The 12188-nt window shown below is 33.1% G+C and carries 15 protein-coding genes; all 15 read right to left on the bottom strand.

Annotated features, from left to right (window positions below):
- Window positions 1–34 precede the first annotated feature (34 nt).
- Window positions 35–799: a transposase gene (locus RT412_RS04085; RefSeq protein ID WP_313346362.1), complete on the bottom strand. Its 765-nt coding sequence runs from the start codon at window positions 797–799 to the stop codon at window positions 35–37.
- A gap of 313 nt (window positions 800–1112) precedes the next feature.
- Complete coding sequence (locus tag RT412_RS04080) at window positions 1113–1460, bottom strand: hypothetical protein (protein ID WP_313346359.1); 348 nt, start codon at window positions 1458–1460, stop codon at window positions 1113–1115.
- 138 nt (window positions 1461–1598) lie between these two features.
- On the bottom strand, window positions 1599–2210 hold the full coding sequence (locus RT412_RS04075) for a hypothetical protein (RefSeq protein WP_313346356.1): 612 nt from the start codon (window positions 2208–2210) through the stop codon (window positions 1599–1601).
- Between the two features lie 353 nt (window positions 2211–2563).
- A complete protein-coding gene (locus tag RT412_RS04070; RefSeq protein WP_313346354.1) occupies window positions 2564–2992 on the bottom strand; it encodes a hypothetical protein in 429 nt (142 codons plus the stop codon).
- Window positions 2993–3108: 116 nt separating this feature from the next.
- A complete protein-coding gene (locus RT412_RS04065; RefSeq protein ID WP_313346352.1) occupies window positions 3109–3801 on the bottom strand; it encodes a DUF4367 domain-containing protein in 693 nt (230 codons plus the stop codon).
- The gene (locus RT412_RS04060; protein ID WP_313346350.1) at window positions 3801–4343 is read right to left on the bottom strand and encodes a sigma-70 family RNA polymerase sigma factor; all 543 of its coding nucleotides are present in this window, start codon (window positions 4341–4343) and stop codon (window positions 3801–3803) included. The genes RT412_RS04065 and RT412_RS04060 overlap by 1 nt, the downstream gene beginning before the upstream one ends.
- A gap of 96 nt (window positions 4344–4439) precedes the next feature.
- Window positions 4440–4883 (bottom strand): GatB/YqeY domain-containing protein, encoded by a 444-nt coding sequence (locus RT412_RS04055; protein WP_313346348.1) that lies wholly within the window; start codon window positions 4881–4883, stop codon window positions 4440–4442.
- Between the two features lie 11 nt (window positions 4884–4894).
- A complete protein-coding gene (gene rpsU / locus RT412_RS04050; protein ID WP_019227108.1) occupies window positions 4895–5080 on the bottom strand; it encodes a 30S ribosomal protein S21 in 186 nt (61 codons plus the stop codon).
- A 106-nt stretch (window positions 5081–5186) separates the two neighbouring features.
- Window positions 5187–5528 carry a histidine triad nucleotide-binding protein gene (locus RT412_RS04045; protein WP_313346345.1) on the bottom strand — a complete coding sequence of 114 codons (342 nt, stop codon included), beginning with the start codon at window positions 5526–5528 and terminating at the stop codon, window positions 5187–5189.
- Window positions 5529–5566: 38 nt separating this feature from the next.
- Complete coding sequence (gene mtaB / locus RT412_RS04040) at window positions 5567–6871, bottom strand: tRNA (N(6)-L-threonylcarbamoyladenosine(37)-C(2))-methylthiotransferase MtaB (protein ID WP_313346343.1); 1305 nt, start codon at window positions 6869–6871, stop codon at window positions 5567–5569.
- A gap of 165 nt (window positions 6872–7036) precedes the next feature.
- The gene (locus RT412_RS04035) at window positions 7037–7381 is read right to left on the bottom strand and encodes a YraN family protein (protein ID WP_313346341.1); all 345 of its coding nucleotides are present in this window, start codon (window positions 7379–7381) and stop codon (window positions 7037–7039) included.
- A 26-nt stretch (window positions 7382–7407) separates the two neighbouring features.
- Window positions 7408–8361, bottom strand: a complete 954-nt coding sequence (locus RT412_RS04030; RefSeq protein ID WP_313346339.1) for an ABC transporter permease — start codon at window positions 8359–8361, stop codon at window positions 7408–7410.
- Window positions 8358–9461: an ABC transporter permease gene (locus RT412_RS04025; RefSeq protein ID WP_313346337.1), complete on the bottom strand. Its 1104-nt coding sequence runs from the start codon at window positions 9459–9461 to the stop codon at window positions 8358–8360. Before RT412_RS04025 ends, RT412_RS04030 begins: the two co-directional genes overlap by 4 nt.
- Complete coding sequence (locus RT412_RS04020; protein WP_313346335.1) at window positions 9451–10983, bottom strand: ABC transporter ATP-binding protein; 1533 nt, start codon at window positions 10981–10983, stop codon at window positions 9451–9453. Before RT412_RS04020 ends, RT412_RS04025 begins: the two co-directional genes overlap by 11 nt.
- Before the next feature lie 106 nt (window positions 10984–11089).
- The gene (locus RT412_RS04015) at window positions 11090–12178 is read right to left on the bottom strand and encodes a BMP family protein (protein ID WP_398438863.1); all 1089 of its coding nucleotides are present in this window, start codon (window positions 12176–12178) and stop codon (window positions 11090–11092) included.
- Window positions 12179–12188 lie beyond the last annotated feature (10 nt).

Raw genomic sequence — 12188 nt, 5'->3', positions numbered from 1 at the left:
CATGGGGATGTCATGGGGACGGGGTTATTGACAACTACGCTTTCTGAATTACTCCTCTATTTATCCCTGTTAGTCTTTCAATTTGTCGTATCGACAAATTATGCTTTTCTTTCAATACTTTTATATAAATATTTCTTTTATCAATCTTAAGTTCTTGTATATCATAAGGATATTCAATTTTACAAATTTCTTTAATGATTTTCAATGCCTCATCATCTGTCATTATATTTTTTTCGGATAAATCCATACATTCATCATCATTATTCTTGTTAACATATTCTATGAAATTTTTTATTGCTTCTTCTCTGCTTGATATATTAAAAAATTTAAGAACAAAATCAGCTTCTGATCTTCTGCTACTTTTTAAATAATCATCATAATTAGTCCAATTATAATCTTTAATGTTTTTTGCTATTCCGGCTTTTATGGGGTTTTGAAAAATATATCGAAGTACTGTCAAAAAATATGTATCATCTTCTACCGGTTCGCTTTTAAAACGATCTTGAAATAAGTATCCTATCCTGCCATATTTCTTATTATACCAAAGAACAAAGCTTCCGCATATCCTTCGCATTATAGTTTCTAAGGGTTCTTTACCTTCTTTTAATAGTAAGTGTAGATGATTGTCCATTAAGCAATATGCAAATAGTTGGTATTCACAAATATTTTTATATTTAAGCAAGGTTTCAATAAATCTTAAATAATCTTCTCTGTCTTTAAAGATAACTTGTCTATTTATTCCTCTCATCATGATATGATATATTCCGCTTTCACTTCTTTTTCTTGCGACTCTTGGCATAAAATCACCCCTTTTGGCAATTTATACCATGTATAAGTATCTGTGTCAAGAGAATAAACCTAAAATTCATTTAATGTTATCCATCATAATAAATTGTAGAGATGACAGTAACCCCGTCCCCTTGACAGACGTCCCCTTGACAGACACCCTTGACATACGTCCCCTTGACATATAAATCTACTATCTGCTGTTTGAATTCATCCGTATAACGGATACCATTTTTGGACATTGTTTAACACGCACCTTTCTTTATTTTTATATTTTATCGTGTTAAACTTTTCGTGTCCACTATTATATACTAACACCAATCTCTTTAAATAATTTTATTTTTAATCAGTTTTTTCTTTATATAATTCACTACTATAAAACAAATATATACAACACAAAATGCGATGGTATATCTTGTTAAAATTTTACCTGACCCATAGAAATACGCAATTGTTGTAAAACCTATTATACCAATAAATACGGCTAACAATATTTTGATTCCCCATTTTATATTATTATTATTAAGCCAAAAAGATAATATAAAGAAACTTAAAAAATATACAAATATATATGCAAAAAAGTCAACACCTAAGTTAGAAGACTTATAAACTATAAGACTTACAATTAATGATATAAATATGAATTTAATAGATTCTTTTAATGCATTATTCATAGAAATCACCTCATTTATAGGTTAATTAAAAATCTAATTTTGAAAGGTTTTATCATATATGTGCGCTTGTAATAAGCTTATTTAATAACATATAATAGACTATGGACAAGAAAAACTTGTCCATAGTATTAATACCTATTATAATGCTGTTTTACCAGTGTCATAATATGGTCCATATACATGTTCCCCATCTCCATAAAAATCTGTATATCTCTGATAATGTAAGTATTCATCATCCGTTCCATATCGTATTTCAATATCTATTCCAACAATATCATATTTACCAGCTACAGCACCTGCAATAACAGCAGCTACTTTGACTGAAATCCAAGGTGCAAAAAGCAATATTAATCCTGCTATTATAACAGTTGTTAATCCGCCGGTTTCTATTTCTTGATATGATGATTGCCATGGACCCCAAGTAATTGACTCAATAGTATTGGATAAAGAATTTTCATCATACGCATATGCGTTATTAATAATTCTATTATTTATTAACTCTCCATCTAAATAAATATTTCCATTATTATTTATTAGGATATGTTGTACTGTTCCATCCATTGATTTAATAAAAACTGTTACACTACCATTTCCAATTACTCTTTCAAATGTATAATCCTCAAGGAGTTTATCTGCGTAGATTTCTATATTATTAGAAAGATCTACTTGTGCAGCATAAACATTGATTGGAAATAAACATATTAAGCAAATGGTTAATAAAAAAGTTAGAAATCTTTTTATTTTTTTCATTTTTAACACTCCTTATCTGTATTTTATCTTCTTAAAATTTTTATATAGCAATAAAATATTGAAAACACATCATAGTTGCTATATAATGTTACTAATAAGGCTCTGAATATCCTCTCATGTACTTTTTCGGAATTAAGTATTTATATGTTGAGGGATTAAAGAGTCTTTTAAGTTATTTGGCGACCTTATATGTATCATATCTCCACTCCTCTCTAAAATTTTTTATTATATAACGGAAAAAAATCCGCCATATTTAGAAAATTTTATTGTATTTATTTAACTATTTAACCTTATACATATTGTTTGATTTTAAATGTCTTTATTGTAATATGTAGCTAAAGCTGTAAATATTTTTAATAATACTGCGAGCTACTTGTCACGGTGGTACTTTCCGATTCCTGTCCGCTATAAGCAGTCACCGTTGATCTCACCCTGTATTCATAGCCTCTTGAAATATTATATATATCAATAAAATTTAGTATTTTTGTGTCGCTACTTTCATTCCATATTTTTATGGTTGTCCAGCTTCCGTTTTTATATTGCTGTAAAAATATTGTTGCCTTTATACTTGTTACTTTACTGTTTCCGGTTACATAAACCTCTGCTGTTGCATTACCGGAAGAATTAATTGATAATAATGCTTCTGCGTTTGAAATATAAGTATACATTGGAGAAATTATAAATTCATTTCCTTTTAATCCTCCTGTTTCTGCTGCGGCTGTAATAACAAATATATTTGCTATTAAAATAGCCGCTATCATAGCAATAAATTTTCTTCTCATAATAAAAGCCTCCTGTTTTTCATATAATATTTGCTTCTACACTATATACGAAATTCAGGTGGCTTTTGTGGACACAATTTTTAAAAAATTTTATAAATTTTTTTGTATATTAATTTTTATTTTTGAATAATGCTTTCAATAACCTTCAACAGCTCTTCAAATGAGGTTTCGGCTGTAATAATATAGCTGAATTTATTGTCATTCCAATATGCATTATACATACCTTTATTAAAAACATAATTTACGCTATGTTCCTTTATTTTAATATTTTTTATTTCGTTACCTTCAGTGTCTATTCTGAGTTCACTGCTTGTTATGATACTTTGTTTATAAACAAGTATTCTATCTCCGTTTTCATAATCAATTTTTCTTGTTATATCCGTTTTTATGTCGTTTATGACTTCAAATCCATCAGGAATATACGATGGTTCTGTAAATTCAGGAGCTTCATTTAACGGATTTTCATCTGTTTCAGTTATTATTGAAGTAAATGTATCGTAGATGGTGGTTATTATTTTAAAAACTCTTGTTCTGTATGCCTGTACTGTAATAATCAAGAAGCTGTTAGTTAAGATAAAAATAATAAGAACAACAGCAGCATATTTTCGAAAGGCTGTAAACTTTCTTTGTGCGGAAGTTTTGCTATATTCTTTTATTATATTTTTCATTTTTTTCTTATATTCTTCAGAAAAAACATGAGGAGCCACGTTCTTGTCTCTTTCTTCCTCAAGGCGGTCTAATAACATATTGGCTTTTGGCATATGCTCAGTCAGCAATATATCTAATTCTTCATCTGTTACATTTTGCATTAAATTTTTGCCTCCTGATCATTTATTATTTCCCTTAATTTTTTTCTTGCACGCATAAGTCTCTTTTTGACATTTTCTTCGGTTATATTTAATATGCCGGCTATTTCCTTATATGAATACCCGTCATCATATTTTAATGACAGGATAATATAGTAGGATTTAGGCAACATAAAAAGATAACGCTCAAATTCCATACTATCAAGTATATCATCAGTAACCGCAAGCACATCTGTTATTGTTTCTTCAAATTCATCATATGAAACAGCTTGCTGACTTTTTCTCTTTCTATATATATCAAAAGATATGCACCTAACTATATTAACGAATTTATTTCGTGTTTGTGGACACTTTATTTTAGGAAAACTATCAAAATATTTAATAGAGCGTATAAAGCTTTCTTGCACCGCATCCTCTGCTAATTCACTGTCCCTCAATATTCCATATGCTTTTTTATACATTAATGAAGCGTATTCTTCGTGAAATTCTTCAAATATATTTTTATCTTCTTCTGTATCCAACATAGAAAGATACATCATCAGCATAGCTTATCCCCCCCTTATACAACCATTATACCATTAATAATTATGTCAATAAATATGTTTTTTTGCAAATAAAAAACCCCCTGAGGGGTTTTTAAACTATTTTATATATTTTGCCACAATTTCATTTACATGCTTGCCGTCAGCCTTGCCTTTTACTTTTGGCATTATGAGAGCCATAAGCTTGCCCAAATCTTTTTTGGTTTGAGCGCCTGTTTGTTCTATTGCTTCTCTGACAATAGAATCAAGCTCTTCATCTGACAGTTGAGGCGGCAAATATTCTAATAGTATTTTGATTTCTTGGTTGGTAAGATCTATAAGATCTTGTCGATTGCCTTTTTCAAAGTCGGGGATTGAATCTTTCTTCTGCTTTATCTGTTTTGCTATTATGTCAATTATATCGGCATCAGTTAATTCTTTTCTGTCATCAACTTCCCTTTGTTTAATAGCTGCTCTTACCATTGTAATAACATCTTTATTGACTTTGCTTTTAGATTTCATGGCTTCCTTCAGGTCTGCCATGAGCTTCTCTTTCAAAGGCATACATTCACCTCTTATCTCGCTTTTTTATTTTTCTTTCTACGAGCCGCTTCAGCTTTCTTTTTACGCTTTACGCTTGGTTTTTCATAATGCTCTCTCTTTCTTACTTCTGACATAACACCTGTAAGTGCACACTGTCTTTTAAATCTTCTGAGAGCATTGTCGATGGACTCGTTTTCTCTAACCTTTACCTCTGTCATTTTGCTACCCTCCCCTCGTCATCTACTACTGTGTGTCCAAAAACACCAGCGAGTTTGAAATAGCACTTAATCATTATATAACATAGAATAAGTAAATGCAAGAAATTTATGATAAAGTTTCTGACAATTTTCTTCCACCCAACAAATGGAAATGGAGATGTTTTACAGATTGACAACCATCATCTCCGCAATTGCTTATAACCCTGTAACCAGACTCCTTAATACCTTCGCTTTCAGCAATTTTATTTATGATTTCAAATATTTCAGCTATTACATTACTGTTTTCTGTATTTATATCATTCATTGATGTTATATGCCTTTTAGGTATAACAAGTATATGTACAGGTGCCTGAGGATTTAAATCCTTAAAGGCAATTACATTATCGTTTTCGTATACACATTGTGATGGAATTTGTTTTTCTGCAATTAAGCAAAATATGCAGCTCATTTTTTCACCTCTTCCTGTTAACAATTATCTATAGTATTCTATTCCCCTGATAAAAAATCGTTCTTTACATTTTTTATCAAGGCAGAAACTATTTGATTTTTAATATTATTATCACTTTTTATCAAAACTTTCAAGTAGTTTGTTGTATATCCTTCAAATAAATTTTCTTTTTTGTGTGTTTCCACGAGTACGGGCAGCTTACTTCCGATAAATTGCTGCATAAATTCCTTGCTTATAGTATTTCCTAAATCAATAAGCTGCTTGCTTCTTTCGGATTTTACGGAGTCATCAACTTGATTTTCCATTTCTGCAGCTTTGGTACCTTCTCTTACGGAATATTTGAATACATGAATTCTTGAAAATCTTATAGCTTTAACAAAATCTATAGTTTCATCGAATTCTTCATGAGTTTCTCCCGGAAATCCAACTATTATGTCAGTTGTAATGCCGGCATCGGGCATATGCTTTCGGATAAGCTCTACATTGTCCTTGTACTCTGTTGAAGTATACTTTCTGTTCATTCGCTTCAATACGCTGTCGCTTCCGCTTTGCAGTGAAAGATGGAAATGATCGCATACCTTGCTCAGAGCTGAATATCGTTTAATAAAATCCTCGGTTATCAGCTTTGGCTCTAATGAACCCAATCGAATTCTTTCAATACCTTCGATTTTATCTATATCCTCTATCAATGCTATTAATGCATCCTTTTTTTGAACGTCCTTACCGTAAGAAGAAATATGAATACCGTTTAACACTATTTCCTTATACCCGTTAGCCGCAATCTTTTTAACTTCCTCTACTATATCTTCATGATTTCTGCTTCTTATAGGACCTCTGACATAAGGAATTATGCAATAAGAGCAAAACTGGCTGCAGCCATCCTGAATTTTTATATTGGCACGGGTTTTATCATGAACAGTGCTTATTTTTAATTCTTCAAATTCTTCTTTTCCTTTAAAATCTTCTATTTCATAAGAGAGCATTTCCATATTGGCTAATTTTTCTTTTAACAGCTTGCCGATATTACCTTTGTTCTTAGTACCTATTATTATGTCGACGGCAGTTTCTTTATTCAACTTTTCACCGTTTAATTGAACGCTGCATCCTACGGCAACAACAACGGCATCAGGATTGTTTCTCTTTGCCTTATTGATAAACTGTCTTGATTTTCTTTCGCTTTCTTTAGTTACAGCGCATGTATTAATTATATATATATCACTTTCCATATCATGAGGCAAAACATCAAAGCCTTCTTTTTCCAAAAGCTCTGTCATTGCTTCGGTTTCAAATTGATTAACCTTGCACCCAAGAGTTGTAAATGACACGGTATATTTATTTTTCATTATTTCTCCTGATTTCTTACTATTAATGGTGAATTTTAAAAACCTTTTAGTCATTCTAAAGGCTTCAAACTTAGAATCTCATCTTTTGTTCTACGAGATCCTTCGCTTACGCTCAGGATGACATTTGAAATAATATCATAGACGATAATAAATATCAAGTACAACTCAGAAAGCATTTTCAATCATATTTATTACCCTATTTTCCATAATGATTTCAATAACATCGAACTGACAGGGTACATCATCTTTGCCTGTCAGCAAAAAATAGTACTTTGCCGCACTTATCAGCTTTTTCTGCTTTAATCTTGTAACCGCTTCTCTCGGATATCCAAATGAAAGGTTCTTTCTGCCCTTTACTTCTATGAAATGAAGCCGATCATCCTTTAGCGCAATAATATCAATTTCACCGAATTTACTGATAAAATTTCTTTCAATTATTGAATACTGATTTTTAAGCAAATACCTTTCGGCAATTTTTTCATATTCAAAGCCCTTGTTTTTATCGTACATATATACAGCAACTCCTCTAAGCTTTACTATCGGCTTCCTTTGTCGTAAGGTACTCCGGATGCCTTTGGTGCTTGTGAAGATTTAGAGAAGAAAGATAAAACTATTAATGTAGCAATGTAAGGAATCATTTTATATACATCATTAGAAATAGGAAGTGACTTAAGTATCGGTATAGCAGAGTAAGCCGCAGCAAAAGTTTTCATTATACCGAAGAAAAACGCCGCGAAAAATATTTTCTTTGTTCTCCATTGACCGAATATTAAAACAGCAAGAGCTAAGAATCCGTATCCTGCTACTGTCGCATTGAAGTTTGTGGATGTCGGAACAACAAACACAAGTCCGCCTATTCCACCAAGTATACCTGAAATTATTACACCTGCGTATCTGATTTTATATACGTTAATACCTACAGAATCCGCTGCCTGAGGATGCTCGCCGCATGCCTTCAGCCTTAAGCCGAATTTAGTATGATTTATAACTATTTCCGCCATTACAGCTATTCCAATTCCAATATATGTTGTTATATAACAGTTTTGAAACAGTATCGGACCCAACACGGGAATATCCCCCAAAAAAGGAACCTTGGCAATATGAAATGTATCTAAAAACTGTACCTGCTGAACTCCCTGTACCATTCTTGCAACAAATATAGCAAAGGCGGGAGCAAACATATTAAGAGCTGTACCGCTTATAGTTTGATCTGCTTTTAAATTAATGGAAGCGAAGGCATGAAGCAGTGAAAATACGGCTCCCGTCAGTCCTGCAACCAATATTGCAAGAATTAATAACAGCTGACCGCTCATCATATTCTGAAATATACTTAAAAATGAAATGCTGACAAAGGCACCCATAACCATAATTCCTTCAAGTGCTATATTTACAATACCGCTTCTTTCAGAAAACATTCCTCCCAAAGCAACAATCATTAAAGGAATTGCAAAAAACATAGTTTGTTGAGCAATAAAGTAAATTAGATTCATTTGCTGACCTCCTGTTTGCTGCTATGCTTATTTATTTTTAAGATTATATTTTTAAATAGAAGTGCAAATGCTCCGCAGTAAATTATTGCAGAAATAATTATATCAATTACCTCGGGAGCAAATGAATACAACTGGATGTTTACTCCTCCCACTGTCAAATGTGCAATAAACAATCCTGCAAATAAAATTCCGATTGGATTTGACATACCAAGAAGCGCCACGGAAATTCCGGCAAAACCCTGAGGAGCTAAAATATCAACTACCTGCAGATATTTTCCTGAACCGGCAAGATACAAAAGTCCTCCCCCAAGTCCTGATAATGCACCTGCTATCAGCATAGAGAGTATTATTTTATTCTTGGCATTTATTCCTGCATATTTGCTGGCAGCAGGACTTAATCCGCACGCCTTTAATTCATAACCTAAGGTTGTCTTACTTAATATTATATAAATAACAATAACAGCTAATATTGCAATAAGAATTCCGATGTTCATATTGTTCGTTTCAAAAATTTTATCAAGACCTGCCTTTGGTATAATTGCAGTCTTGGCAACAGGTAAGCTTTGATTTTTAATTTTATCATGAATATTTTTAACTATGAGGATATTTACTAAATACATACCTATATAATTCATCATAATAGAAGATATAACTTCATGTACGTTGTAATATGCTTTTAATATGCCCGGTAACAGTCCCCACAAAGCTCCTGCTATCAAGGCCCCGGTTAAAGCAACAATCCAGTGCAAATGACCCGGTAAAAATGTCCATTTAATACCTATAAAAATTGCAACGAATGCACCCATGGTAAATTGACCGGACGCCCCTATGTTAAATAAACCTGTTTTAAAAGCGAAGCCCACAGAAAGACCGGTTAAAATTATAGGGATTGCAGTATACAGCATGTCGCCTATTCCTTTTGCACCGTCTGCAAAGCCGCCCTGTAAAATTGCAAAAAATCCCGGTACTGCTTCCCTTGAATTACTTATTAATAAAATAACGAAACCGAAAAGGAGACCTATAAAAATAGCCATTGCGGCAGAAATAAAGCTTACTCCCCAGCTTGAATTCATTAAACTAAATTTTGGCTTATGCTTCATTGTACACACTCCTTTTAGTTCCGGACATATAAAGCCCCAATTCCTGAACCGTAACATCTTTTGGATTTAAATCTCCCACAATTTCACCTTCATACATAACCAATATCCGGTCACTTACGTTCATTACTTCATCCAAATCAAATGATACCAATAAAACAGCTTTTCCTGTGCACCTTTGTGCAATTAATTGCTTATGTATATATTCTATAGCTCCTACATCGAGACCTCTGGTCGGCTGTACTGCTATAATAATATCGGGATCTCTGTCAATTTCTCTTGCAACAATCAGCTTTTGCTGATTTCCTCCGGACATGCCCCGCACAACGGAGTCCTCTTCCTGACTGGATCTTATATCAAATTTATCAATTAATTTTTTTGCGTATTCTTTTACGGCATCAAATTTTATAAATCCGTTCTTTTGAAATTTTGGCTCATAATATGTTTGCAAGACAGCATTTTCCTTCAAGCTGTAATCAAGAACCAGACCGTATTTTTGTCTGTCTTCGGGTATGTGAGCAAAACCTGCAATGCATTTTTGTCTGATAGAACTTTTGGTAACATCTTCGTTATTTAATAAAATCTTGCCTGATGTTAAGGGCAATAAACCGGTTATACCTTGTACCAATTCAGATTGTCCATTGCCGTCAATTCCTGCTATGCAAAGAATTTCGCCTTTATTTACATTAAAAGAAACATTATTGACTTTATTTTTCTTAGTTTCTTTATTTGTTATAGTAAGGTTTTGCACCTTAAGAACTGGTTCCTCCGACGTACACTCATCCTTGTTGATAACAAAGCTTATCTTTCTTCCAACCATCATTTCCGACATTTCTTCTTTTGACGTCACGCTCACATCAACAGTGTCTATATATTTTCCCTTTCTCAGAACGCTGCACCTATTTGCTGCCGCCTTTATTTCATTTAATTTATGAGTAATAAAAACAATTGATTTACCCTCCTCGGTCATATCCTTCATTATTTTCATCAACTCATCTATTTCCTGCTGAGTAAGAACTGCCGTCGGCTCGTCAAATATTAATATATCATTGTCTCTGTAAAGCATTTTAAGAATTTCCACCCTTTGCTGCATACCAACCGTTATATCGGATATGCGGGCATCGGGATCTATTTTTAATTTGTAATGCTCGCTTAATTTTTTTATTTTATTTCTTGCTTCTTCCATTTTGAGAAAGCCATGCTTAGTAGTTTCTTTACCTAATACAATGCTTTCTAAAACAGTGAAATTATGAACCAATTTAAAATGCTGATGAACCATTCCGATTCCCAAATCATTTGCATCATTGGGATTATTGATTTTCACGGGCTTTCCGTTAATAGAAATATCGCCGTGTTCAGCTTGATACAAACCGAACAATATACTCATAAGGGTGGATTTGCCGGCTCCGTTTTCTCCCAGCAGAGCATGAATCTCACCCTTTTTTACTTTAAATGTAACATCATCAACTGCTTTAAAATCACCAAACTCCTTGGTAATATGATTCATCTCTATAACATATTCCATACTTAAAACTCCTTATGGTAGTTTATAGCAAAAAAGTGTCTTAGGATAAATACGTCAAGACACTTTTTTGTATCAATTGAAATCTCAACTGAAATAAAAGGTTATATTAATTTATTTCTTCTACTACAACTTTTTGTGTTTCAATTTCTTTTGGACCTGCAACGTCTTGGTCGCCGAGAATTTCAAATTCTTTGTTTACTATTTTTCCGTATACTTCATCATAATCTGCTTGAGAGAATTTTTCAAATTTAGAATTTTCCATCGGTAACTGTACTCCGCCTACTGTTGCATCCAATACCTGAATATCTCCGCCCGGGAATTTTTCGTCATAGAATAACTTAAGCGCATCATAAACTGATTTTGTTAAGTTTTTCATTGAAGAAGTCATAACAGTTTCAGATTCCGACGATTGATCAACGTCAACGCCTATAACCTTTGTTTTAGCTGTTTCGGCTGCCTTCATAACTGAGTTACCTACAGCACCGCCGCAAGCAAATATAACTTCGGTACCTTCATTGTACCATGCTGCTGCTTTTGCCATATTTTCTGGTGTAGCATCAAAGTTTCCTACGTATGTATATTTAACTTTTACTTCTCCGTCAGCCAATCCTAATTCCTGAGCTGCAACTTCTGCTCCCTGAATATATCCGTAACCGAAACGGATAACTGCAGGAACAGCAATACCACCCATGAACCCTAAATTTTTATAGCCGTCTTTAACAGCTGCATATCCTGCCAGGAAACCTGCTTCTTCTTCAGCATAGAATATTGATAAAGTGTTATCCTTTACTACAGGAACCCAATCCCCGGCATGAGGGTTACCGTCAAGAATTATAAAGTGTACTTCAGGATATTTGTCCTGAGCATTGAAGATAGGCACTTCAAATAAATATCCCGGACAAACGATTATTTTAGCTCCTGCCTTAACAGCTAAATCGATAGAAGTTAAATAAGCATCGTCTGATTTTTCAGATGGTTTGTAATATTTGTATGTTTTATTAGCTTCTTCAGCATAAGCAACAACGCCTTCCCACGCACCTTGGTTAAATGATTTATCATCAATAGTTCCAACGTCGGTAATAAGCGCAATTTCAAATGTTCCGTCAGCCGGTGTATCCGTAGCTTGTTCCTTAGCACATGCAGATAAAGCCAAAATCAGCATAAGTGCAAGTGCAATGATACCTAATTTTTTCATAATCTCCTCC

This window comes from Sedimentibacter sp. (assembly GCF_032080165.1).
In the GTDB taxonomy this organism is placed as follows: domain Bacteria; phylum Bacillota; class Clostridia; order Tissierellales; family Sedimentibacteraceae; genus Sedimentibacter.
The sequence above is the reverse complement of the archived record's forward strand: the minus strand, read 5'-3'. Positions and strand labels throughout refer to the sequence as shown.

What these genes read in the sequence shown, in the direction of transcription:
- RT412_RS04085 (WP_313346362.1), bottom strand. Translation starts at nt 799, where the DNA reads ATGCCAAGAGTCGCAAGAAAAAGAAGTGAAAGCGGAATATATCATATC.
- RT412_RS04080 (WP_313346359.1), bottom strand. Translation starts at nt 1,460, where the DNA reads ATGAATAATGCATTAAAAGAATCTATTAAATTCATATTTATATCATTA.
- RT412_RS04075 (WP_313346356.1), bottom strand. Translation starts at nt 2,210, where the DNA reads ATGAAAAAAATAAAAAGATTTCTAACTTTTTTATTAACCATTTGCTTA.
- RT412_RS04070 (WP_313346354.1), bottom strand. Translation starts at nt 2,992, where the DNA reads ATGAGAAGAAAATTTATTGCTATGATAGCGGCTATTTTAATAGCAAAT.
- RT412_RS04065 (WP_313346352.1), bottom strand. Translation starts at nt 3,801, where the DNA reads ATGCAAAATGTAACAGATGAAGAATTAGATATATTGCTGACTGAGCAT.
- RT412_RS04060 (WP_313346350.1), bottom strand. Translation starts at nt 4,343, where the DNA reads ATGCTGATGATGTATCTTTCTATGTTGGATACAGAAGAAGATAAAAAT.
- RT412_RS04055 (WP_313346348.1), bottom strand. Translation starts at nt 4,883, where the DNA reads ATGCCTTTGAAAGAGAAGCTCATGGCAGACCTGAAGGAAGCCATGAAA.
- rpsU (WP_019227108.1), bottom strand. Translation starts at nt 5,080, where the DNA reads ATGACAGAGGTAAAGGTTAGAGAAAACGAGTCCATCGACAATGCTCTC.
- RT412_RS04045 (WP_313346345.1), bottom strand. Translation starts at nt 5,528, where the DNA reads ATGAGCTGCATATTTTGCTTAATTGCAGAAAAACAAATTCCATCACAA.
- mtaB (WP_313346343.1), bottom strand. Translation starts at nt 6,871, where the DNA reads ATGAAAAATAAATATACCGTGTCATTTACAACTCTTGGGTGCAAGGTT.
- RT412_RS04035 (WP_313346341.1), bottom strand. Translation starts at nt 7,381, where the DNA reads ATGTACGATAAAAACAAGGGCTTTGAATATGAAAAAATTGCCGAAAGG.
- RT412_RS04030 (WP_313346339.1), bottom strand. Translation starts at nt 8,361, where the DNA reads ATGAATCTAATTTACTTTATTGCTCAACAAACTATGTTTTTTGCAATT.
- RT412_RS04025 (WP_313346337.1), bottom strand. Translation starts at nt 9,461, where the DNA reads ATGAAGCATAAGCCAAAATTTAGTTTAATGAATTCAAGCTGGGGAGTA.
- RT412_RS04020 (WP_313346335.1), bottom strand. Translation starts at nt 10,983, where the DNA reads ATGGAATATGTTATAGAGATGAATCATATTACCAAGGAGTTTGGTGAT.
- RT412_RS04015 (WP_398438863.1), bottom strand. Translation starts at nt 12,178, where the DNA reads ATGAAAAAATTAGGTATCATTGCACTTGCACTTATGCTGATTTTGGCT.